Raw genomic sequence first — 21,722 nt, 5'->3', positions numbered from 1 at the left:
GGCAGCGGCAGTGAGGTGAAGGAATTGCCGGGAGCGGGGAAGCTCGTCCTGATCGACGGCAACAGCCTGGCCTACCGGGCCTATTTTTCGTTCCAGGAGTTTCGCGCTTCGGGGGGCTTCCCGACCGGGGCCATCTTCGGCTTCCTCCGGATGCTGTACAAGGTGCTGGACGACGAGCAGCCCACGCACCTGGCGGTGGCCTTCGACGTTCCCGGCCCCACCTTCCGCGACGAATGGTACGCGGCCTACAAGGCGACCCGGCAGGCGGCTCCCGACGACTTCAAGGTGCAGCTCGGCCCGCTGCGGGAGGTGCTGCGGGCGCTGCGCGTGCCCTATCTCGAACTTGCGGGCTACGAGGCGGACGACCTCATCGGCACCCTCTCCCGGATCGCCTCGGAGCGGGGGATCCCCACGGTGATCGTCACCGGCGACCGGGACGCCCTGCAGCTGGTGGACGACCACGTCACCGTGCTGCTCACGCGGCGGGGGGTCACGGACGTGGCCCGGATGGACCGGGCCGCCGTCCGGGCCGCCTACGGGATCACCCCCGAGCAGGTGGTCGACCTCAAGAGCCTCATGGGCGACCCGTCGGACAACATCCCCGGCGTGCCCGGGGTGGGGGAGAAGACGGCCGTTCGTCTCCTCCAGGCGTTCGGCACGCTCGAGGGGATCCTGGCGAACATCGACCGGGTGCCGGGCCGGAAACTGCAGGAGCGCCTGCGCGAGCACGAGGCGGACGCCCGGCTCTCCCGGCGGCTGGCGACGATCGACCGGCAGGTGCCCATCGAGGTCGACCTCGACGCACTCGGGCGCCAGGAGCCCGACTACGCCGAGGCGCAGCGCCTGTTCAAGCAGCTGGAGTTCCGCTCGCTCCTGCCGCGGGTGACGCCTCCGGTGGACGTGCCGGAGTCCTCCGCGGCCGAGGGCGGGGCCGGGCCCCCGGACGCGGCGCTCGCGGCAGCCGGGAGCGAGGCGGCCCCCGCCGGGCCAGCGCTGCAGATCGAGCTTGTGGCGGACGCGGCGCCCGCTGCCCGCCTGGCGGACGCGTTGCCGGGGACGGCCGGGCTCATCGCCCCGGTACAGCCCGTGCCCGCCGGAGGGCCCGTCGGGCCGTACGGGCGAGGGGAGCCGCAGGGGGTCGCCCTGGCCCCGCTGGACGGGGGCGCCGCGACCGCCGTATGGTTCGAGCCGGCGGCGCTGCCCGGGCTGGACGCGTACTGGTCCCGGGCGACGGACCTGGCAGCGTTTGACGTCAAGCCGTTTTACGTCTGGCTCCTGCGGCGGGGCGTGGCGGCGGCCCCGCCGGCCTTCGACGGCGCCGTGGCCGCCTACCTGCTGGACCCGGGCCGGAGCACGTACCGGGTTGACGACCTGCTCCGGCAGTACGGGCTCGGCGAGGTGCCCGACCCCGCATCGCCGGGCGGGCGGGCCGCCGCCGCCGCCCGCCTCGGGCGCCTGCGGGAGGCGATGCGGCGGGACCTGGAGGAGGCCGGCCTCTGGCCGCTCTTCGCGGAGGTCGAGATGCCCCTCCTGCCGATCCTGGCCCGGATGGAGGCCACGGGGATCCGGGTGGACCGGGAACAGCTCGAAGCCATCGGCCGCGAGCTCGACGACCGGATCGTGGCGCTGCAGCAGGAGATCTGGACGGCGGCAGGGATGCAGTTCAACATCAACTCCACGAAGCAGCTGGGCGAGGTCCTGTTCGAGAAGCTCGGCCTGCCGACCGTCAAGCGGACCAAGACGGGCTACTCGACCGACGCCGAGGTGCTCGAGGAACTCGCCGCGCTCCACGACGTGCCGGCGAAGATCCTGGATTACCGGACGCTCGTGAAGCTCAAGGGTACTTACGTGGACGGCCTCAAGGAGCTGGTCGAGCCGGACGGCCGCGTCCACACGACGTTCAACCAGACGGTCGCCGCCACCGGCCGGCTGTCGAGCGCCGACCCGAACCTGCAGAACATCCCGATCCGGGAGGAGGAGGGCCGCCGGCTCCGCAAGGTCTTCGTCCCGGCGGAGGGCTGGGTCCTGTTCGCGGCGGACTACTCGCAGATCGAACTGCGCATCGCCGCTCACTTCTCCGGCGACCCGGCCCTGCGGGAGGCGTTCGAGCAGGGCCAGGACGTGCACGCCCGCACGGCGGCGGAGGTGTTCGGCCTGGAGATCGACCAGGTGACGAAGGAACAGCGGCGCATGGCAAAAACTGTAAATTTCGGCCTGCTCTATGGTCAAAGTGACTTCGGCCTTGCCCGGGCGCTGCGGATCGGCCGCGGGGAGGCCCGGGCGTTCATCGAGCGGTACTTCGAACGGTATCCGGGCGTCAAGCGCTACATGGAGGAAAAGGTGCGGGAGGCCAGGGAGAAGGGTTACGTCACGACGCTGCTCGGGCGGCGCCGCTTCCTCCCGGACATCCACTCCCGCACGTTCGCCGTGCGGCAGAATGCCGAGCGGGCGGCCATCAACACGCCCATCCAGGGGACCGCCGCCGACCTCATGAAGCTCGCCATGATCGCTGTCGACCGGGAGGTGCGCCGGGCGGGGCTGCGGGCCCGGATGCTCCTGCAGGTCCACGACGAGCTGGTCTTCGAGGCGCCGCCCGAGGAGATCCCCCGCCTGCGGGAGATCGCCGAGCGCGAGATGACGGGAGCGATGCGGCTGTCGGTCCCCCTGGCCGTGGAGACCCGGGTGGGCCCCAACTGGTACGACATGGTGCCGGCCGACGAGTGGCTGGCCGCCCGCAGCTAGGGGGAGGCGGCGGATGCCCGAGCTGCCGGAAGTGGAGACCCTCCGCCGCACCCTCGCGCGCCGCCTGCCCGGCCGGCAGGTCCGGCGGGTGGACGTGATCCGGCCCGGCCAGATCCGCCACCCCGCCCCGGACGCGTTCCGGAGCGCCCTCACCGGACGGACCTTCGGCGAGCCGGGACGCCGGGGCAAGTACCTGCTCCTGCCGCTGGACGGCGACCGGACGCTCGTGTGCCACCTGCGCATGTCGGGCCGGCTCTACGTGGTCTCCCCGGAGGTTCCGCGGGCCCGGCACACCCACGTCGTCCTTGGCCTGGACGACGGGACCGAGCTGCGCTACGAGGACCAGCGCACGTTCGGGGGCTTCCACCTCGTGGGGCCGGGCGACGAGGGCGCGCCGGCAGGGCTCCGCACGCTGGGCCCCGAACCCCTGGACCCGGACTGGGGTCCGGAGCAGCTGGCCGCGGAGCTGAAGGGCCGCCGGGCGGCCGTCAAGGCCGTGCTGCTGGATCAGCGGGCCGTGGCCGGCCTGGGCAACATCTACGCGGACGAGGCCCTGTTCCGGGCGGGGATCCACCCCGCCCGCCCTGCCGGGGCCCTCGGCGGGGCCGAGGTCGAGCGCCTTCACCGCGCCGTGCGGGAGGTCCTGGACAACGCGATCGCGCGGCGGGGCACGACGTTCTCCCTCTACCTCGACGGGGAGGCCCGCCCCGGCGATTTCTACAGCGAGCTGCGGGTCTACGACCGGGAGGGAGAGCCGTGCCCGCGCTGCGGCAGGCCGATCGCCAAGATCCGGGTGGCCGGCCGGGGCACGCATCTCTGCCCCCGCTGCCAGGCCTGACGGGGCCGCCCCGGGCCCACGGCCCGGCCCCCCGGCGGGCAGGAGTCGCACCGGAAAGGGTGACGGAGGTTGCAGTTCCTGACCTTCGAGTTCGATCGGGAGAGCGAGATGCGGGAGGTGGCCCGGCGCCTCTGGGAAGGCCTGGGCGTGACCGGCGAGATCCACATCGTGCCGCAGCCGGGCGGGCGCTGGCGGCTCGTGGTGAACTCCGAGAAGGAGCTGCGCGAGTCCACCTTGAAGGCCTTCGAGCGCTACCGCGTCGACGCGCCGCCGGCCGGCGCGCTCGAGCCGCCGGGGGCCGTCTCGCCCGGGGACGACGACGCCGGCGGTCGCGATGGCGAGTAAGGGTCCCGGCAAGGTCCTCCGGATCGGGCTGACGGGGGGCATCGCCAGCGGCAAGTCGACCGTGGTCGCGATCCTGCGCGAGCTCGGCGCGGCCGTCGTGGACGCGGACCGCATCGTCCACGCGGTGGAGGCCCGGGGCGGCGAGGCGTACGGCCCCATCGTCGCCGCATTCGGCCCCGGGGTGGTCGGGCCGGACGGCGAACTCGACCGGGCCGCCCTGGCGCGGCGCGTCTTCTCGGATCCGGAGGCGCGCCGGCGCCTGGAGGCGATCGTGCACCCGATCGTCCGGCGGCGCATGGCAGAGGAAGTGGAGGCAGCCGCCCGGGCGGGGGCTCGGGCGGTGGTCCTCGACATCCCCCTCCTCTTCGAGACCGGGTATCAGGCGCACGTCGACCAGGTCTGGGTCGTCTACGTCGACCCCCCGACGCAGCTGCGCCGGCTCGTGGCCCGGGACGGCCTGGACGAGGCCGAGGCGCGCCGGCGGATCGACGCCCAGATGCCGCTCGAAGAGAAGCGGCGGCTGGCGGACGTGGTGATCGACAACCGCGGCGACCCTGCCGCCACCCGCGCCCAGGTGGAGGCCGCGTGGCGGGCCGTCCTGGCCGCGGCGGGGGGCGGGGAGGCCGGGCGATGAAGCGCCGCCTGCTCGCCTGGGCGCTGGCTCTTGCCGTCCTGGTCGCGCTCGTCCCGCGCGGGGCGCGCGCCATCCTCACCCGGTTCTACCCGCTGCCCCACCGGGAGCTGGTGATCCGGTCGGCGCGGGAGAACGGGCTCAGCCCGTGGCTCGTGGCCGCGGTGATCCGGACGGAGAGTCACTGGCGGCCGGGGAGCACGTCGCCCCAGGGGGCGCGGGGGCTCATGCAGGTCATGCCCGAGACGGGCCACTGGGTGGCGGACCGCATCGGCCTCGGGCCCATCCGCCCGGACGACCTGTACGACCCGACGATCAACATCCGGGTGGGGACCTGGTATCTCGCCTACCTCGTGCGCCAGTTCGACGGCAAGGTGCCGGCTGCCCTGGCCGCGTACAACGGGGGGGACGGCCCGGTGCGCAACTGGCTCGAGGAGGGCCGCTGGAGCGGGAGCGCCGGCGACCTTTCGGCGATTCCTTTCCCGGAGACACGGGCCTTCGTCCAGCGTGTGCTTCGGTCCTACCGGTTCTACGCGTGGATCTACGGCAACCCGGAGGCGCCGGAGCAGGAGGTGGTGCCGCCTGACCAGGGATCGCCGTCCGCCCGACCGCCCGGAGGAAGCCGCTGAGCCGGGCCGGCCGCGGCTGGGTTGGCAGGACGTCCTCGCGCTCATCATCGCCACGTACCAGATCGTCCTGCCGGTCGTGGTCCTGTTCATCGCGGCCGTCCTGGCGGTGTACTTCCTCTTCTGGCTCCTGTTCGTCCGGTAGGACGTCCGCGACGTCTGCGCGGCCAGGCGGCCGTGGGACGCCACAGGACGATTGCGAACACAGGCACGGTACCCATCCGGATCCGGCGGCGGGTGCCGCCTCGGGCCGGAGCCCTGCCCGCCGCCGAGCATGATACACTCTACCTGGGGGGAGTGCGCTATGGAGAGCACGCACCGCCGCGTCGAGGAGTGGTCGATCCGCTACCATCAGCTCGTGGCGGAGAAGCTGAAGGCCCAACCCGAGCGCGTGCTCGCCAAGGCGCGGGCGAACCTGGCCCGGCTCCGGCGTCAACATCCGAATTCCGAGCCGTACATGGCGAGATGGCAGGCTCTCCTGGAGGGCCCCCTGGACGAGCTTCTCAACGTGATGGTGTCGCCCGGCGAGGACGCCAGAGCCCTGCGCCAGTGCACGCCGTTCGCGGGCGTCGTCCCGCCGCGGGAGCGCTCGGCCGCCTTCCGAGAGTTTGCCAGGGAATGGAGGCGAAGCCGTGCGGCGCGATGAGCTGGAGCATATCATCCGGGCCGCCGGCGCGATCCTGGGGGATCGTGAGGTGATCGTCCTGGGCAGCCAGGCCATCCTGGGGCGCTTCCCCTCCGGACTTCCTCCCGAGGCCACGGAATCAATGGAAGCCTACCTTCTCCCCGTGAACGATCCGGACGGCAAGAAGGCGGACCTGATCGACGGGACCCTGGGGGAAGGGTCCATGTTCCACGACACGTTCGGCATCTATGCCCACGGTGTGGACGAAACGACTGCACGGCTTCCGGATGGCTGGCGGGACCGGCTGATCCCGGTCGAGAACGCAAATACGATGGGGATCACGGGATATTGCCTGGAACCCCATGACCTTCTCGTGAGCAAGTACCTCGCGGGCAGGCCAAAGGACCTCGAGTTTTGTTCGGCCGTCGTGCGGGCAGGTCTGGTGAGCGAGCGGACTCTGCTTGACCGCTTGCGACGGACAGCATGTACCCAGGAAGAAATGGCACGCGTGGCCGTCACGATACGGAGACACTTCGCCGAACGGGAGAAACGCGTTCGTGATCAGGGCATGAGCCGATGAGCGCCTCGCTTTTCGAAGAGCGGGACTCTGATCGGCTTCGTGGTCTCGCCGGCCCCTCTCGGAGCGGGTGGAGGACCGCCGGCGAGGAATGTGTGGGGGCAAAAAGCCCGCCTGCACCTGCATGACCTGCGGGCCGCCGCATCACCCGGCGCGCCGAGCGGGGAGTGACGACGAAGCCGTCCGGGCCTTGGATGGCATCACCCGGACGGCTTCGGACGGAGAGACCGGCGGCCACCAGAGCCGCCTGCCGACGCCCGCTGTAGCCGCACCGGGCGTCGGTCTACAAGACCGGGTTCTGGCGTTGCAAGTTCCCATTCCGGTCGGGAACCAGCCGGGCTGAGAACCGGTGAAGCCGGAAACCCGCTCTACAAGCCTGGTGTCGGAGGCGGGACTTGAACCCGCACGGCTTGCGCCATACGCCCCTCAAACGTACGCGTCTGCCAGTTCCGCCACTCCGACGTGTCGGCAAGCTCATTCTAGCCAGCACCTGGCCGCCTGTCAACGGGCCTCACTTCAGGGGTGCACGCGCGAAATTACGGTTGCGCTTTCTACCAATCCGGCCGAAATGGCGCGGAAGGGGATGTCGCACCGTTTCCCGAATGCTTGTGCCGGCTGTCCATGCGACTCGTTGCCGCCTGACGCAGAAGTTGACAGGCAAGATCGGTCTCCGCCTGTCAACTTCTGCGTTTCGTGCCGGCCGGTGCCCTGGCGCTGGTGACATAACGCCATGCGTGGGTCGACTGAAACCCCTTGCGCCCGCCAAACCCTGCCCATTCGAGCCCTTGCGCGGACGTGGGGACGCAGATCTTGACAGGCAAGGTAAGCTCCCGGGGTTCAAGATGTGCGTTTTGTTCCGTCTGGTGGGACATGCGCCTCCTGGCACCTCACTGGCGCATGGTAAAACCGGGGTTTGCGTGATCGGGCCTCGGGATCGTGCGGTGGCTCTTCACGTCGCCGCGGTCTCCGGTCACATATGTGAACGCCGGCCCGCCCGGCGGGTCATGTACTGCGATGTCCCAGGCGCCCCGACGACGACGGGTCCTGAGGCCCGATCCGCCCCGGCGTTACTCGCAAGTCGGCGTTCTGTCGTCCGCGGTGGCACTCGAGGACATACCAGCCCCCGCTTCGGTATCGTGAGGGGGGCTGGCAGGAGCGCGCGGGCCCGGCCGGGAAGGGTAGTCTTGACTTGAGCAAGCAGATCGTCCGGGAGGGGACGGCGCGTGGAGTACCGCCGGCTCGGCAGAAGCGGGCTCAAGGTGTCCGTGTTGAGCGTGGGGACGATGACGTTCGGCGAGAAGGTGGAGGAACCGACTGCCATCCGGATCATCCACCAGGCCCTCGACGCAGGCGTCAACGTCATCGACACCGCCGACGTCTACGCCGGGGGCGAGAGCGAGCGCATCGTGGGCCGGGCCCTGGAGGGGCGCCGCGACAAGGTGGTGCTGGCCACGAAGGTGTACATGCCCACCGGTCCGGGCCCCAACGACCGGGGGCTCAGCCGCCATCACGTCATGCAGGCGGTGGAGGCGAGCCTGCGGCGCCTGGGCACCGACTACATCGACCTCTACCAGGTGCACCGGTTCGACCCGGAGGTGCCCGTGGAGGAGACGCTCCGCGCGCTCGACGACCTCGTGCGCCAGGGTAAGGTCCGCTACATCGGCTGTTCGAACTGGGCGGCCTGGCAGATCGCCTGGGCTCTCGGGGTGAGCGAGCGGCTCGGTCTCGAGCCCTTCGTCTCGGTGCAGCCCCGCTACAACCTGGCCCACCGGGAACCGGAGCGAGAGCTGTTCCCGTGCTGCCTGCAGCTCGGGGTGGGGGTCCTCGTCTACAGCCCCATCGCCGGCGGCGTGCTCACGGGCAAGTACCGCGGCGGCGAGGCCCCGCCCGGCTCCCGGGGCTACCAGAACCCCAGCTGGCAGCAGCTTCGCCTCACCCCGCGCAACCTGGCGATCGCCGGGGCGGTCGAGCGGTTCGCCGCCGGCCTGGGCCGGCCTCCCCTGGAGGTCGCCCTCAACTGGGTGCTGGCGAACCCGGCCGTGTCGACGGCGATCGTGGGCTCGTCCTCCCCGGAGCAGTTCGCCCAGAGCCTGGCCGCGCTCGAGTGGCGGCTGACGGACGAGCAGGTGGCCGCCCTCAGCCGGGCCGCCGAAGCCGCGGCGGGGGAGGCGGGCGGATGAGCCCGCCTCCCCCGCGCGGGAGTCCGGCAACTCACGTCAGGTTCGTCCGGACGAAATCGAGCACCTTCTCGGCGTGGCCGTCGACCTTCACGTTCCGGTACGCCTTGCGGACGACCCCGTCACGGTCGATCACGAAGGTCGACCGCTCGATCCCCACCGACGGCTTGCCGTAGCGGACCTTCTCCTTGAGGACCCCGTAGAGGGTCGCTACCTTCCCCTCCGCGTCGCTCAGCAGGAGGAACGGGAGGCCCAGCTTCTCCGCGAACCGGGTGTGCGACCGCACACTGTCCCGGCTCACCCCGAGGACCACCGTGCCGGCGCGCTCGAACTCGCCGTGGAGGTCCCGGAACGAGCTCGCCTCGCGGGTTCAGCCCGGGGTGTCGTCCTTCGAGTAGAAGTACAGGACCACGTTCTTCCCGCGGAAGTCGCGCAGGGAGACCTCCCGCCCGTCCTGGGCGGGCAGGGTGAAGTCCGGGGCCGGGCTTCCCTCCGCGACGGGGGCGCCTGGGATCTCTGCCACCCGGATCCCTCCGTTCTCGGGGCTGGACAAGCCCAGGATAGCACGGCGGCGGCGCCGATCTCAACCAGGCCCCGGCGCGCCTTCTGCCCGCGCACCCCGGACGGTGCGGCCCGCATGGGCGGCCGGTGATCCCCTCCTGCCGCCCCGGCGGTGCAGGAGGCCCGGCGCGCGGCCGAGAACATCGGACATCTGGTGGGGGACAGCCCCGTGGAGGGACGGGACGTGGCGGACCTGCGGATGGAGCGCGTGCTGTGGCGGCGGGGCCTGGTGGCCGTCGCCGGGGTGGACGAGGCGGGCCGGGGCCCGCTCGCCGGGCCGGTGGTCGCCGCAGCCGTGGTCCTCGCGCCGGGCACCGAGCTGCCGGGGGTGGACGACTCGAAGCGCCTCACCGCCCGTCAGCGGGAGGAAGCCTACGACGTGATCCGCGAGCGGGCGCTCGCCGTGGGCATCGGGATCGTGGAGCCCGAGCGGATCGACCGGGTGAACATCCGCAACGCGGCCCTGGAGGCCATGGAGGCCGCGCTCGCCGGCCTCACCCCGCCCGTCGGCGTCCAGTTCGTCCTCGTCGACGGCGACGCGCCGCTGCCGGGGTACGGCGGCCGCCAGCGGGCCGTGGTGGGGGGCGACCGCAAGGTGCTGAGCGTGGCGGCGGCGTCGATCGTCGCCAAGGTCACCCGGGACCGCCTCGCCCTGGAGTGGGACCGGCAGTACCCGCAGTACGGGTTCGCGCGGCACAAGGGGTACGGAACGCCCGAGCACATCGCCGCCCTGGCCCGATGGGGCCCCTGCCCCCTGCACCGGCGGAGCTTCCTCCGCGGGCTGCAGGTGCGGTTGGAGCTGTGAGGCCCGGGGAGGCCGCTGCAAATCTTTTGTGCGACCTGATCCATCCCGGCAGGAATTCACGCATGTGTGTGGAAATCACCGTGTGCGGTATACAGTGTGCACAGGTGCCACCGTGGCCGCACGCGACCCGGACCGGCAAAGGGGTGGGGACATGCCGCTCGAGCCCTCGTCGATCAAGAGCCCGCCGCTGTACCAGAAGGCTCGTGACGTTCTGCGCCTCGCCATCCTCCGGGGGCAGCTGCGGCCGGGCGAGCGGCTGGCGGAGACCCAGCTCGCCGAGCAGCTGGGCATCAGCCGCACGCCGCTCCGCGAGGCGATCCGCCAGCTGCAGGCCGAGGGGCTGCTCCGCCAGGACGAGGGCGGGCTGGCCGTGCCGGCGCTCGACCTGGCGGAGGTCGAACTGATGTACGAATGCCGCATCGCGCTGGAGCGCCTGGCCGTGCGGCGGGCGGCCGAGCGGGCAGACGGGGAGAGCCTCGCCCGGATGCGCGCGGCGCTCGAGAACGCCCGGGCGGCGATGCAGCGCGGCGACCTGCCCGAACTCCTCAACGTCAACGTGGACTTCCACCGGGAGATCGCCCTGGCGGGCGGCAACCCGTGGACGCTTCGCCTCCTGGAGCAGCTCTGGAGCCAGATGGTGCTCTTCCGGGCCAACGCGCTCAGCGCCCCGGAAGACGAGGAGCAGGTGCTCCGGGAACACGAGGCCGTGCTGGAGCGGATCGCGGCCCGCGATCCGGGCGGGGCGGTAGCCCGGATCGAGGCGCACCTGCAGGGGGACCTGGTGCGGGGGCGGCGGGCGCTGGCCCGTGCACGGTCGGAGACGCGGGGCCACGAGGAGGTAGCCGGGTGAAGCAGGCGCTGAGCGGGGTCAGGGTGCTCGACGTCACCCAGGTGATGGCGGGGCCGTTCTGCACGATGCTCCTGGGCGACATGGGGGCCGACGTGATCAAGGTGGAGCCCCCAGGGGGCGACCCCACCCGGAAGATGGCCGGCAGCCTGGGAACGGAGAGCCCGAGCTTCTGGGCGATCAACCGCAACAAGCGGGGGATCGTGCTGAACCTGAAGGACGAGCGGGGCCGCGAGATCTTCCGGTCCCTGGCGGCCCGGTCCGACATCCTGGTGGAGAACTACCGTCCCGGCGTCATGGACTCGTTCGGCCTGGGGTACGAGGACCTGCGGAAGGTGAACCCGGGGCTGATCTACGCCTCGATCTCGGGGTTCGGCCACACGGGACCCTACGCCCAGCGGGGCGGGTTCGACCTGGTGGCGCAGGGGATGTCCGGCATCATGTCGATCACCGGGGAGGTCGGGCTGCCGCCGATGAAGTGCGGGATCCCGATCACCGACCTGGGGGCCGGGCTGTTCGCGCTGCAGGCGATCCTGGCTGCGTACGTGCACCGGCTCCGGACGGGCGAGGGGCAGTACATCGACGCCTCCCTCCTGGAAGCGGGCGTTGCCCTTTCGGTGTGGGAGTCGGCGCAGTACTTCTCCGGGCGCGGCATCCCGGAGCCCATGGGGTCGGCGCACCGCATGTCCGCTCCGTACCAGGCGATCCGCTGTGCGGACGGCTACATCACGCTGGGCGCCGCCAACCAGCGCACGTGGGAGCGGTTCGCCCACGCGATCGGCCGCCCGGACCTGATCGAGCGGCCGGAGTACAGGGACGACACGAACCGGGTGAAGAACCGCCACCAGCTCGCCCGGGAGATCGAGGAGGTCACCTCGACCCGGCCGCGGGCACACTGGCTGAAGGTCCTGGACGAGGCGGGGGTCCCGTGCGGGCCGATCCTCAACTACGCGGAGGTCTTCGCCGACCCGCACGTCCAGGAGCGGGGGATGGTGCAGGAGATCGACCACCCCGTGGGCGGGCGGATCCGGGTGCTGGGGCCGGCGGTGAAGCTGTCGGAGACGCCGGCGCGCATCCGGCGCCCCTCCCCGCTCTACGGCGAGCACACCGCCGAGGTGCTGCGGGAGCTCGGGTACAGCGACGAGGACATCCGGACGCTGGCGGAGGCGGGCGTGGTCACCATGGCCCGCCGCGGGGAAGCGGCAGAAACCCGCCGGGCGGGAGGTGCAGCCGGTGAGTGAGCCGGAGCTCCTGTTCGAGCGCGACGGTCCCCTGGCGATCGTGACGTTCAACCGCCCCCACGCCCGCAACGCCATGACGTGGGCGATGTACGACGGGCTGGTGGCGGCGTGCGAGACGGTCGACGCCGACCCCGAGATCCGGGTGCTGATCCTGCGGGGAGCCGGCGGGAAGGCGTTCGTCGCCGGTACGGACATCAGCCAGTTCACGTCGTTCCGCACGGCGGAGGACGGGATCGAGTACGAGCGGCGGATGGACCGCGTCGTCTCGCGGCTGGAGTCTGTCACCAAGCCCACCATCGCCGCCATCGAGGGGTACGCGGTGGGCGGCGGCGCCGGCATCGCCCTGGCCTGCGACCTGCGGTACTGCACGCCGGAGAGCAAGATCGGGATCCCGATCGCCCGCACGCTGGGCAACTGCCTCTCCATGGCGAACTACGCCCGGCTGGTCGACCTCCTGGGGCCGGGTCGTGCCAAGGAGATGATCTTCCGGGCCCGGCTCGTCGAGGCGGAGGAAGCCCGGCAGGCCGGACTGGTGAACGAGGTCGTGCCGGCGGAGCGGCTGTACGAGTACGTGCGCGCCGTGGCCCTGGAGATCGCCGAGCACGCGCCCATCACGATCCGGGTGACGAAGGAGGCCATCCGCCGGCTGCAGGCGCACCGCCGGTTCGAGGGCGGAGAAGACCTGATCGCCATGGCCTACACGAGTGAGGACTTCCGGGAAGGCGTGACCGCTTTTCTCGAGAAGCGTAAGCCCGTCTTCCGCGGGCGGTAGCGAGGGAGCGGCCGCGCCGGGCGCCGGCCCGGCGCGCCGCAGAGCAAGACCCGCTTCCGGACGGTCCCCGGGCCGTACTGTCCTTGCTTGCGTCTGACTAGTGAAAAGGTCGTAAGGGGATAGCCAAATCATTCGTATGCCCGAGTGGTGCGCCGGGTGAGTCCGGAAGGGGGCCGACCACGCCAAGCTCAGGGGGGGCGCGGCGCCGACCCCGGTCGGGGGTGCCGCTCAAGCTTCGCAATCAAGTTTGGGAGGGAGAGCGATGCGAGGGAAGAGGTTCGTGGCCCTGTTGGCTGCCGGCGTGGTGGCGATGGTTCTCGCCGGGTGTGGGGGAGGAGGTGGAACCAAGCCGCAGGCCGGGGGGAGCCAGGCCCAGACGCAGCCGTCGGGCCAGACCCAGCCGCAGGCCCAGGCGAAGGCGTCGTACCCGGACAAGCCGATCGAGTTCGTCGTACCCTACGCCGCGGGCGGCGGCAGCGACGTGCTGGCACGCAACATCGTCCAGTCCCTGCAGGACACCAAGGCCCTGTCCCAGCCGGTGGTCGTCGTCAACAAGCCCGGGTCCAGCGGCCAGGTGGGCGGCGCTTACGTGGCCCAGAAGAAGGGCGACGCGTACACGATCATGACGTTCATCAGCGGCCAGGTGTCCGCGCCCCTGACGGTGCAGGGCGGCATCAAGGCGAGCACGTTCACCCCCCTGGCGAACCTGGCGATGGACGAGTTCCTCCTGGTGGTCACCAAGGACTCGCCGTTCAAGACGGTTCAGGACTTCATCAACAAGGCCAGGAGCGGTGAGAAGGCCGTCAGCATCGGCGGGACCGCCACCGGCGCCGAGGACCACATGCTCACCGGCATCGTGGAGAAGGCCGCCGGCGTCAAGCTCAACTACATCCCGTTCGAGAGCGGCGGCGAGGTCATGACGAACCTGCTCGGCAAGCAGGTCGACGTGGCCTGGGCCAACCCGAACGAGGCGATGTCGCAGATCGAGGCCGGCCTGGTCCGCCCGATCGCGGTGGCGGCCCCGGAGCGCATGCCGATGTTCCCGGACGTCCCCACCTTCAAGGAGTCGGGCCTCGACGTGGTGTTCCGCCAGTTCCGCGGGGTGGTCGGCCCGCCCGACATGCCGGCGGACGCCGTGAAGTTCTGGGCCGACACGCTCAAGAAGGTCACCGAGGATCCGGGCTGGCAGGAGCGTTACGCCAAGAAGAACGGCCTGACGATCCGCTACCTGGGGCCAGAAGACTTCAAGAAGCTCATCGCCGAAGAGGAGCCCCGGTACGCGCAGATCCTCAAGGACATCGGCGTGATCAAGTAGCGCCGGCTGCCGGAAGGCACGAGTCTCGGCCGCGGACGCCGGGGTGAGGGCGGGGCGGAGGCCCCGCCCTTGCGCCCCGGCCCGGCGGGGGGAGGGCGCCCGAGGAGGGACACCACATGCACCCGGACAGAGTGCTGGCCTCGATCCTGTTGCTCGTCGGCCTCGCGGTCACGTGGCAGGGCTGGCGTTACGGCTACTGGACCTCCACCACCGGTCCGGGCACGGGTTTCTTCCCGATCCTGGTCGGTGGGCTGGCGGCGATCCTCGGCGTGTGGCTGTGGATCGGCACCCGGGGGCGAGGAGAGCGCCTGTGGGGGAAGGGGGATCTGCGCGCCGCGCTGCTGGGGATGGCGGCCTTGATCGGTACGGCACTTCTCATGAACTACCTCGGCATGCTTCTGGCGCTGTCCCTCTTCGCGCTCCTCTGGACGCGGCTCGTGGGCCGGTACCCCTGGCGCACCGGCCTCCTCGTGATGCTGTGTACGGGCGGCGGGGTCTACCTCATCTTCAGCTACTGGCTCAAGGTGCCGCTGCCGGTGGGTCTTCTGGGCATCTGAGGAGGTGGAGGCGTGAGCACCTGGGACTACCTGCTGAGAGGGTTTGCGGTCGCCCTCGAGCCGAACCACCTCCTCTTCGCCGTCATCGGGGTGGTGGCGGGGGAGGTGATCGGGGCGCTGCCGGGGATCGGCTCCGTCTCGGGGGTGGCGCTCCTGCTGCCGCTCACGTTCGGGATGGACCCGACGGCCGCGATCATCATGCTGAGCGGCATCTACTACGGGGTCATGTACGGGAGCACGATCAGCGCGGTGCTGATCGACATCCCGGGTGACTCCGCCGCCATCATGACCGGGCTCGACGGTCACATGCTGGCCAAGCAGGGCCGGGCCGGCCAGGCGCTCTTCGTGGCGGCGGTCGGCTCGTTCGTCGCCGGCACGTTCGCCATCATCATGCTCAGCTTCTTCGCGCCGCCGTTGGCCCGGTTCGGGCTCCGCTTCGGGCCGCCGGAGATGGCGATGCTGATGCTGCTGGCGCTCACCAGCCTGGGGTGGCTCACCGGGGAGTCGCCGGTCAAGGGCCTCATCTCGGGCGTGATCGGCCTCCTGCTGGCGCTGGTCGGGATGGACAGCGTGAACGGGAACGCCCGGTTCAACTTCGGGAGCATCGAGCTCCTGGACGGCATCCCGCTCCTGCCGGTCGTGATCGGGCTCTTCGGCATCACCCAGGTCCTCGTGTGGCTGGAGAGGCAGGAGCGCTGGTCCACGCAGTGGACAGGTCTCTCGATCCGGAACGTCCTGCCGTCGGCGGCCGAGTGGGCGTCGTCGGTGTGGGCCATCGTGCGGGGGACGGTCGTCGGCTTCTTCGTGGGGCTCCTGCCGGGTGCCGGGGCGACCACGTCGTCGTTCCTGGCGTACACGGTGGAACGGCAGGTCTCCCGAAACCCGGCGAAGTTCGGCCGCGGGGCGATCGAAGGCGTGGCCGCGCCGGAGAGCGCGAACAACGCCGCCGCCATCGCCGCGTACGTGCCGCTCCTGTCGCTGGGGATCCCGGGTTCGGGGACGACGGCGGTGCTGATGGGCGGGCTGATGATGTGGGGGCTTCGCCCGGGGCCGCTCCTGTTCCGGGACAACCCCGACTTCGTGTGGGGGCTCATCGCCAGCTTCTACATCGCCAACCTGATGCTGCTGGCGATCAACACGCTCGCCATCCCGGCGGTGGTGAAGGTGCTGGCCCTGCCGGCGCCGATCCTGATGGTGCTGGTGGCGGTCCTCAGCCTGGTGGGCGGGTACGCCATCGACAACAGCCTGTTCGACGTGGGGGTCGTCCTGGTGGCGGGGATCCTGGGGTACTTCCTCACCAAGCTCCGCGTGCCCGTGGCGCCGCTGATCCTCGCGCTGGTGCTGGGTCCCGACCTGGAGACGGCCCTGCGGCGGTCGTTCCTGCTGTCGCGGGGCTCGCCGGCGATCTTCGTCACGCGCCCGATCGCCCTGGTGCTGCTGCTCCTGACGGTCGTCTCGCTCCTGGCGCCGGTCGTGGCCGGCATGCTGCGTAGCCGCCGCGTGGTCGTGGCCGAGGCCCGGGGGACTCGTTACGGCACCTGAGCCATGGTTCCGAGCGACACGCATCGCGCCGGACCCGCGCCCGTCAGGGTCCGGCGCCCGTGTTGTGGATCACCGGCCGGTCCGTGCGTGCGTTTGCAGGGGATTACTATTAGTGCGCCTAAATGATATGCCGACCAACACTTGGCGGACTGGAGGTTCACCCGGATGACGAACATCGTCGTGGCCTGTGACGGCTCCGAACACGCCCAGAAGGCCCTCGGCTGGGCCCGGGAGCTCGCCCGCTCGGTGCCCGAACCCGTCCTCCATCTCGTGCATGCCTACCACGTACCGCTCCCCATCTCCGAGGGCATGGCGATCGAGTACGCCCGGACCCTGCAGGAGGCCCGGGAGGACGGCCAGGAACTCCTCGACCGGATGGCCGCATCGGTCGAGGGAGTGCCAGTGCGGACCCACCTCCGCCAGGGGGCGGCGGCGCCCGCGGTGCTCGCGGTGGCCGACGAGGTGGGAGCCGGCCTCATCGCCATGGGAAGCCGGGGCCTGGGCCTCGCGGCCAGCCTCTTCCTGGGCAGCGTGAGCACGGAGGTCGTCCACCATGCCCGCGTCCCCGTGCTCGTCGCGCGGCACGACCACGCCCGGCCGCTCCGTCGGGTGCTGGTCGGGGTCGACGGCTCCGCCCACAGCGCCCGCGCCCTGGCCTTCGCCCTTCGCTGGGCCCCCGAGGCGGAGATCACGGCGCTCCACGTTCTCCACCTGTCGCCCGAGGCGCGGGCCCTGTTCGAGCAGACCGACCTGTCGTTCGACGTGGCGGTGGACCGGGCCGCCCGGGACGTGGTGAACCGCACCGCCGACCTCGCCCGGGTTCCCGCCGACCGCGTCCGGCCGCTGGCCGCGACCGGCAGCGCGGCCGACCAGCTCCTGGCCGAGTACCGGACCGGTGGCTACGACCTGGCGGTGGTCGGCAGCCGGGGTCTCGGCCTCCTCGGCGAGCTCTTCCTCGGGAGCGTCAGCGAGCGGCTGGTGCGGCTCGCCCCGGGACCCGTCGTCGTCGTCAAGTAGGCCCGGGCTCGGACGCCGGACGGGATCAGGAAGAGGCGGGCGCGGCCGGGCCGGAGGTCAGCCGGACGTCGTAGAACGACAGGTGGCTGTCCAGGAAGAAGTCCGGCCGCCCGCCGGCGTGGGCCCGGCGGAACGCCTCCGACTGCACCCAGTCGGCGTGGGCCTCTTCGGACTCCCAGTGCGTGACCACGAGGTACTCCTCGTGGTCCGCTTGTTTGCGCAGGCGCCACAGCTCGAACCGGACGAACCCGGGCTGCCGTTCGACCCCGCTTCGCGCAGCGAACCGGCGCTCGACCTCCGCACCGTGGCCCGGCTTGACGATCAGGTGGTTCACGGCCACGAACACGCTTCTCCCTCCCGTCTGCTAGTCTGCCGCCGGAGACCCTTCGATGGGACGGAGCTGCTGGGCGGGCGTGAACAAGAGCGGGTAGGCCAGGAGACCAAGCAGAATGCTCGTGAGTGCGGCGGCGCTGGTGAGGCTGAACATGACGAGGATCTGGTAGCGCACCGCCACCACGGGGTCTGCCCCCGCGAGGATCTGGCCGGTCATCATCCCCGGCAGCTGCACGAGCCCGACGGTCTTGAGGCTGTCGATCGAGGGGATCATCGACGCCCGCACCGCGCTCCGCAGCGCCCGGTCGACGGCCTGCCGGGGCGACGCCCCGAGGGAGAGCCAGACCTGGACCTCCTCCCGGCGCAGCCCGACCTCCGAACGCAGCCGGTTCAGGAGCAGACCGGCGGTGACCATCGACTGGCCGACGACCATCCCGCTGAGGGGGATGACGTGCTCCGCCACGAAGCGGATCTGGCCCGTGACGAGCATGAGGCCGACCGTCACGATCTCGGCGGCAGCGATGGCCACGGCCACCCGGCTCCGGGTGCCCGGCATCCCGCCGCCCCGGCGGGTCGCAACCTGGACGGCGGCGGCGACCATCACCGTCAGCATCAGCCCCGTGTAAAGCCACGAGTGGGCCCGGAACACGAGGCGCAGCACGTAGCCGACGGCGAGGAGCTGAACGCCCGCCCGCACGGCACCGACGGCGATGTCGCGTTCGAGCCCCAGACGTTGGTACACTGACAGCACGGCGGCCAGCGCCGTGAAGGAGAGGGTCCACAGGAGCGCCGCGGTGCTCACGACCCGCCTCCCTCCCCAGCGGGCCGGCAGGCTACCTTCCCCGGCCCATCGGTCGGGTGCGCGGGCCACCGGTAGCCGTCCACGGGACCGAGGTACCGCACCCGGCCGCCCTCGAGATGCAGGACGCGGTGGGCCACCCGGCGCGCCTGGGCTTCGTCGTGGGTGACCCACAGCACGCTCAGCCCCCGGGTCCGCACCCGGTCCAGGACGAGCGATTCCACCACCCGGGCGGAGGCCATGTCGAGGGCCGAGGTGACCTCGTCGACGAGGAGGACGGCCGGCTCGGTGGCCAGGGTGCGGAGGAGGGCGACCCGCTGCTTCTGCCCGCTCGAGAGGGTCGCAGCGTCCTGCTCGAGCAGGGCAGGATCCAGTTCCACGGCCTCCAGCCACCGGGCCGCTTCCGCCCGGGACAGGGCGCGGCCCGCCAAGCGGAGCGGTGCCTCGAGGTTGTCGAACACCGTGCCGGGCAGCATGGGGGCGGACTGGAAAACCAGGCCGGCGTGGCGCCGGAGTGCCGGGGGCGGCCAGTCGCGCACCCGGCGGCCGCCGACCCGGACTTCCCCTCCGTCCGCCTCCAGCAGGCGGTTCACCAGGTGGAGGAGCGTCGTCTTGCCCGCGCCGCTGGGGCCGACGATGGCCAGCACTTCCCCCCGGTTCAGGGTGAAGCTGACCCCGTCCAGCACGGCGACCCCGTTGCCGCGTTCCCCCGCCGCGGGCCGGCGGAAGACCACGTCCACGAACTCGACCGCCGCATGCGTGGCCGGCACAGGGCGGTTCATGGCTTCCCTCCCGTGGACCCGGCCGTGAGCCCGGCCGGGCTGCGACGGCTACGAGCATCCTCCAAGAGCTTCTCCCCGGCCGGCACGGATGTCAAGTTCGAGTCTCCGGTCTTGCGGCTTGCGTGGCCCGGCGCTGTGGCTAGTGCTTTTTGACCATAGCCGGTCTAGACCCACGAGTGCATAATTGGACTAGAAGGACACATTCGAATGGACATTCGAATCGGTCGGCCTCTCCCGAGGAGGGGCGTGCCGTGGCCATCGAGCGCCGCTACGTGGAGGGTTTCGTCCCCCAGGCCCTCGTGGCTGCATGTGATCACCTGGGGGAAGCCATGGTCATCATCGACGGGGGGCGGCACGTCCGCTACATGAACCGGGCCGCGCGAGCGCTCGTGGGGGATCCCCCCGGCTCGCGCCGCCAGGCGGCGACCTGCAGCGCTCTCCTGCGGTGCGGACCCCCGGAAGCCCCCGGCGCTGCCTGCGGGAACTGCTGGGGGGCCGAGGCGCTGCGCCACGAGGTCGCGACCTCCCATTTCGAGACGGCCGTAGGGCCGGACGGTGCCCGGGTGTGGGTGGAGGGCAGTTGTACCCCGATTCCCGGAACCCGCCCGCACGCCGTCCTGTTGCTCCGACCGCGTTTCCACCTCGCCCCCGGCGCGCCGACGGCGCGGGGGGAGCCCCTGGACCCGATCACGGAACCGGGGCGGACGGTCCTGCGCTCCCTGGTACACGCCGCACGGGAACTCCTGTCCGCGGATTACGCGGCCCTCGGCCGTGTGGACGTCAACGCTTCGGAGGTGGCGTGGCTCGTCCAGGACGGCAACCGGTCCAGCCGCACGGCCGAGACGCGGGTCCGGCTCGGCCAGGGGATTCGCGGCCGGGTCGTGAGCCTGGGCCGGCCGCTTCGGATCGCCCGCTTTCCGGAGGACGCGCCCGATCCGCCCGAGAAGCATCCCACGATGCGGTCCGAACGGTTGAAGGCCGCACTGGCCGTGCCGGTGACCGTCCGGAGCGAACCCACCGGGGTTCTCATGGTGGCCAGCCGCCGGCCCGTAGAGTACGGGCCGGAACACGAGCGCGTGCTCCGGGTACTGGCGGGCCTGGCCGGCGAGGTGCTGTCGGACGCCGAGTGGGCACTCAGCGCCCAGGCCGCATCCGTGCGGGCCGAGCGGGAGTGGCTGGCCGCGGAGCTGCACGACGGGCTGGCGCAACTGCTCGCCGCCCTGACTCAGAAGCTGAAGCTGGTCCGCTGGCTCCTCGGGAGCGCTCCGGACGCTGCCAGCCTGGCCGCGCAGTTCGAGGAGGTCCTGGACCTGTCCGAGAAGGCGCATCGGGAGCTCCGCCTGGCCCTCGGGGACCTGCTGGCGCCGGCGGCCGGCGGCGATCTCCTGCCCGCGCTGCAGGAGTACCTGCACCGCTTCGCCCGGCAGACCGGCCTGGAAGTACGGCTAGTTGAGGCTCCCGCGCACCGCCCCCACGTCCCTGCCCCCGTCGCCCTGCAGATCCTGCGGGTGGTGCAGGAAGCCGTCACCAACGCCCGCAAGCACTCGGGTGGCAGCCGGGTGGAGGTGCGCTGGAGCTTCATGGGAGCCCTGCACACGTTCACCGTCACCGACAACGGCCGCGGGTTTGTGCCGGAGCACGCCGGGGGCGGTTTCGGGCTGGCCATCATGGCCGAGAGGGCCCGGCGCGTCGGGGGCGCCCTCACCGTGACGTCCGCTCCCGGCTCCGGTTGCACGGTCGTCCTGACGGTACCGCACCGGTAGGGGGGTCGCCCGGTGGAGCCGATCCGCGTGCTCCTCGTCGACGACCATGCCATCTTCCGCAGGGGAACGGCCGACGCCTTGCGGCTGCTGGGCGGGCTGGAGGTGGTCGGGGAGGCGGGCACCGCCCGGGAGGCGGTGGAGAGGGCGCGGACCCTGCGCCCCGACGTGGTGCTGATGGACCTCTCCCTCCCGGACGAGAGCGGCCTCGAGGCCACCCGCCGGATCGTCCGGGAGGTTCCGGAAGCCCGGGTGGTCGTCCTGACCTACCTGGACGACGAGGCCAGCCTGCTGGCGGCGCTGCGGGCCGGAGCCCGTGGCTACCTCCTCAAGACCGTGGCCCCGGAGGAGCTGTGGGCGCACGTGCGGGCGGCCGCGGCGGGGGCGATGCCCATCTCCGGCAGCATCACGCTCAAGCTGTTCACCTCGTTGGAGGAGCGCCACCTGCTGCCCGGGGAGGGCGACGCCGTGCCCCTCACCCCTCGCGAGCGGGAGCTCGTGACCCTGGTGGCCCAGGGCTACTCGAACCGGGAGATCGCCCGCCGGCTATTCCTGTCCGTCAGCACGGTGAAGCTCCACCTGCGCAACGTCCTCCGGAAGCTCAACCTGCGGAACCGGACCGAACTCGTGGCCCACGCGGCCCGCACGGGCCTGTGGAGAGGGACGTGAAGCGGACGGCCTTGTATCCTTCCTGTGTCCTTGGCCGCCGGCAACGCGGGAGCCCGGGGGTGCATCGCCCCCGGGCTCCCGCGCGCGGGCGCGCGGTCCGGTCCAGGGCCGCCGGCTCCGATCTGTCCACCTGGTCAGGGACGGTTGGCCACCGGGGTAGC

The 21,722-nt window shown here is 71.6% G+C and carries 22 protein-coding genes and 1 tRNA gene; 18 read left to right on the top strand and 5 right to left on the bottom strand.

Features of this window, described 5'->3' with window-relative positions:
- Positions 1-15: 15 nt before the first annotated feature.
- The 7 genes from polA to caldi_RS10365 all read left to right on the top strand — a co-directional run bounded on the left by polA (position 16) and on the right by caldi_RS10365 (position 6,387).
- Positions 16-2,742, top strand: coding sequence for a DNA polymerase I (gene polA / locus caldi_RS10395; protein ID WP_264841699.1), 2,727 nt, complete (start codon positions 16-18; stop codon positions 2,740-2,742).
- Between the two features lie 13 nt (positions 2,743-2,755).
- Positions 2,756-3,580: a bifunctional DNA-formamidopyrimidine glycosylase/DNA-(apurinic or apyrimidinic site) lyase gene (mutM, locus tag caldi_RS10390; protein WP_264841698.1), complete on the top strand. Its 825-nt coding sequence runs from the start codon at positions 2,756-2,758 to the stop codon at positions 3,578-3,580.
- Between the two features lie 69 nt (positions 3,581-3,649).
- On the top strand, positions 3,650-3,925 hold the full coding sequence (locus caldi_RS10385) for a hypothetical protein (protein WP_264841697.1): 276 nt from the start codon (positions 3,650-3,652) through the stop codon (positions 3,923-3,925).
- On the top strand, positions 3,915-4,559 hold the full coding sequence (coaE, locus tag caldi_RS10380) for a dephospho-CoA kinase (RefSeq protein WP_264841696.1): 645 nt from the start codon (positions 3,915-3,917) through the stop codon (positions 4,557-4,559). Before caldi_RS10385 ends, coaE begins: the two co-directional genes overlap by 11 nt.
- On the top strand, positions 4,556-5,185 hold the full coding sequence (locus tag caldi_RS10375) for a lytic transglycosylase domain-containing protein (RefSeq protein WP_264841695.1): 630 nt from the start codon (positions 4,556-4,558) through the stop codon (positions 5,183-5,185). Before coaE ends, caldi_RS10375 begins: the two co-directional genes overlap by 4 nt.
- A gap of 301 nt (positions 5,186-5,486) precedes the next feature.
- Positions 5,487-5,828, top strand: coding sequence for a hypothetical protein (locus tag caldi_RS10370; RefSeq protein ID WP_264841694.1), 342 nt, complete (start codon positions 5,487-5,489; stop codon positions 5,826-5,828).
- The gene (locus caldi_RS10365; protein WP_264841693.1) at positions 5,815-6,387 is read left to right on the top strand and encodes a DUF6036 family nucleotidyltransferase; all 573 of its coding nucleotides are present in this window, start codon (positions 5,815-5,817) and stop codon (positions 6,385-6,387) included. Before caldi_RS10370 ends, caldi_RS10365 begins: the two co-directional genes overlap by 14 nt.
- Positions 6,388-6,761: 374 nt before the next feature.
- Here the strand turns inward: caldi_RS10365 and caldi_RS10360 are convergent.
- Positions 6,762-6,846, bottom strand: a tRNA-Leu gene (locus caldi_RS10360).
- A 761-nt stretch (positions 6,847-7,607) separates the two neighbouring features.
- On the opposite strand from caldi_RS10360, the gene caldi_RS10355 reads away from it, so the two are divergent.
- Positions 7,608-8,564 carry an aldo/keto reductase gene (locus caldi_RS10355; RefSeq protein ID WP_264841692.1) on the top strand — a complete coding sequence of 319 codons (957 nt, stop codon included), beginning with the start codon at positions 7,608-7,610 and terminating at the stop codon, positions 8,562-8,564.
- A 31-nt stretch (positions 8,565-8,595) separates the two neighbouring features.
- Here caldi_RS10355 and caldi_RS10350 read toward each other — a convergent pair whose 3' ends face one another.
- On the bottom strand, positions 8,596-9,075 hold the full coding sequence (locus caldi_RS10350) for a peroxiredoxin (RefSeq protein WP_264844781.1): 480 nt from the start codon (positions 9,073-9,075) through the stop codon (positions 8,596-8,598).
- A 216-nt stretch (positions 9,076-9,291) separates the two neighbouring features.
- Between caldi_RS10350 and caldi_RS10345 the strand changes: the two genes are divergently transcribed.
- The 8 genes from caldi_RS10345 (at position 9,292) to caldi_RS10310 (ending at position 17,218) form a co-directional block, all read left to right on the top strand.
- Positions 9,292-9,927, top strand: coding sequence for a ribonuclease HII (locus tag caldi_RS10345; protein WP_264841691.1), 636 nt, complete (start codon positions 9,292-9,294; stop codon positions 9,925-9,927).
- Between the two features lie 151 nt (positions 9,928-10,078).
- Positions 10,079-10,777, top strand: coding sequence for a GntR family transcriptional regulator (locus caldi_RS10340; protein ID WP_264841690.1), 699 nt, complete (start codon positions 10,079-10,081; stop codon positions 10,775-10,777).
- Positions 10,774-12,015, top strand: coding sequence for a CaiB/BaiF CoA transferase family protein (locus tag caldi_RS10335; RefSeq protein ID WP_264841689.1), 1,242 nt, complete (start codon positions 10,774-10,776; stop codon positions 12,013-12,015). The genes caldi_RS10340 and caldi_RS10335 overlap by 4 nt, the downstream gene beginning before the upstream one ends.
- Entirely contained in the window at positions 12,008-12,787 is a 780-nt protein-coding gene (locus caldi_RS10330; protein ID WP_264841688.1) for an enoyl-CoA hydratase/isomerase family protein, read from the top strand. The genes caldi_RS10335 and caldi_RS10330 overlap by 8 nt, the downstream gene beginning before the upstream one ends.
- 262 nt (positions 12,788-13,049) lie before the next feature.
- Positions 13,050-14,102, top strand: a complete 1,053-nt coding sequence (locus caldi_RS10325; RefSeq protein WP_264841687.1) for a Bug family tripartite tricarboxylate transporter substrate binding protein — start codon at positions 13,050-13,052, stop codon at positions 14,100-14,102.
- A 116-nt stretch (positions 14,103-14,218) separates the two neighbouring features.
- Positions 14,219-14,659, top strand: a complete 441-nt coding sequence (locus caldi_RS10320) for a tripartite tricarboxylate transporter TctB family protein (RefSeq protein ID WP_264841686.1) — start codon at positions 14,219-14,221, stop codon at positions 14,657-14,659.
- Between the two features lie 12 nt (positions 14,660-14,671).
- On the top strand, positions 14,672-16,201 hold the full coding sequence (locus tag caldi_RS10315) for a tripartite tricarboxylate transporter permease (protein ID WP_264841685.1): 1,530 nt from the start codon (positions 14,672-14,674) through the stop codon (positions 16,199-16,201).
- Positions 16,202-16,366: 165 nt separating this feature from the next.
- Positions 16,367-17,218, top strand: a complete 852-nt coding sequence (locus caldi_RS10310; protein WP_264841684.1) for a universal stress protein — start codon at positions 16,367-16,369, stop codon at positions 17,216-17,218.
- Positions 17,219-17,243: 25 nt separating this feature from the next.
- On the opposite strand, the gene caldi_RS10305 is transcribed toward caldi_RS10310, so the two are convergent.
- From caldi_RS10305 to caldi_RS10295, 3 genes are read right to left on the bottom strand one after another with little or no spacing between them, the layout of a single operon-like run.
- On the bottom strand, positions 17,244-17,564 hold the full coding sequence (locus caldi_RS10305) for an antibiotic biosynthesis monooxygenase family protein (RefSeq protein ID WP_264841683.1): 321 nt from the start codon (positions 17,562-17,564) through the stop codon (positions 17,244-17,246).
- Positions 17,565-17,582: 18 nt separating this feature from the next.
- A complete protein-coding gene (locus caldi_RS10300) occupies positions 17,583-18,353 on the bottom strand; it encodes an ABC transporter permease (protein ID WP_264841682.1) in 771 nt (256 codons plus the stop codon).
- Positions 18,350-19,132: an ABC transporter ATP-binding protein gene (locus tag caldi_RS10295; protein WP_264841681.1), complete on the bottom strand. Its 783-nt coding sequence runs from the start codon at positions 19,130-19,132 to the stop codon at positions 18,350-18,352. Before caldi_RS10295 ends, caldi_RS10300 begins: the two co-directional genes overlap by 4 nt.
- Positions 19,133-19,383: 251 nt before the next feature.
- Between caldi_RS10295 and caldi_RS10290 the strand changes: the two genes are divergently transcribed.
- Positions 19,384-20,895: a PAS domain-containing sensor histidine kinase gene (locus caldi_RS10290; protein ID WP_264841680.1), complete on the top strand. Its 1,512-nt coding sequence runs from the start codon at positions 19,384-19,386 to the stop codon at positions 20,893-20,895.
- Positions 20,896-20,907: 12 nt separating this feature from the next.
- Entirely contained in the window at positions 20,908-21,561 is a 654-nt protein-coding gene (locus caldi_RS10285; RefSeq protein WP_264841679.1) for a response regulator, read from the top strand.
- The last annotated feature ends 161 nt before the right edge of the window (positions 21,562-21,722 follow it).

The organism is Caldinitratiruptor microaerophilus, from assembly GCF_025999835.1.
Classification (GTDB): Bacteria; Bacillota; Sulfobacillia; order Symbiobacteriales; family ZC4RG38; genus Caldinitratiruptor; species Caldinitratiruptor microaerophilus.
Note: the sequence above shows the minus strand (reverse complement) of the source record. Positions and strands in the feature narration are given on the sequence as shown.

Coding starts and splice junctions, on each gene's coding strand:
- caldi_RS10370 (WP_264841694.1), top strand. CDS start 5,487: ATGGAGAGCACGCACCGCCGCGTCGAGGAGTGGTCGATCCGCTACCAT.
- caldi_RS10340 (WP_264841690.1), top strand. CDS start 10,079: ATGCCGCTCGAGCCCTCGTCGATCAAGAGCCCGCCGCTGTACCAGAAG.
- caldi_RS10295 (WP_264841681.1), bottom strand. CDS start 19,132: ATGAACCGCCCTGTGCCGGCCACGCATGCGGCGGTCGAGTTCGTGGAC.
- caldi_RS10325 (WP_264841687.1), top strand. CDS start 13,050: ATGCGAGGGAAGAGGTTCGTGGCCCTGTTGGCTGCCGGCGTGGTGGCG.
- caldi_RS10310 (WP_264841684.1), top strand. CDS start 16,367: ATGACGAACATCGTCGTGGCCTGTGACGGCTCCGAACACGCCCAGAAG.
- caldi_RS10320 (WP_264841686.1), top strand. CDS start 14,219: ATGCACCCGGACAGAGTGCTGGCCTCGATCCTGTTGCTCGTCGGCCTC.
- mutM (WP_264841698.1), top strand. CDS start 2,756: ATGCCCGAGCTGCCGGAAGTGGAGACCCTCCGCCGCACCCTCGCGCGC.
- caldi_RS10375 (WP_264841695.1), top strand. CDS start 4,556: ATGAAGCGCCGCCTGCTCGCCTGGGCGCTGGCTCTTGCCGTCCTGGTC.
- coaE (WP_264841696.1), top strand. CDS start 3,915: ATGGCGAGTAAGGGTCCCGGCAAGGTCCTCCGGATCGGGCTGACGGGG.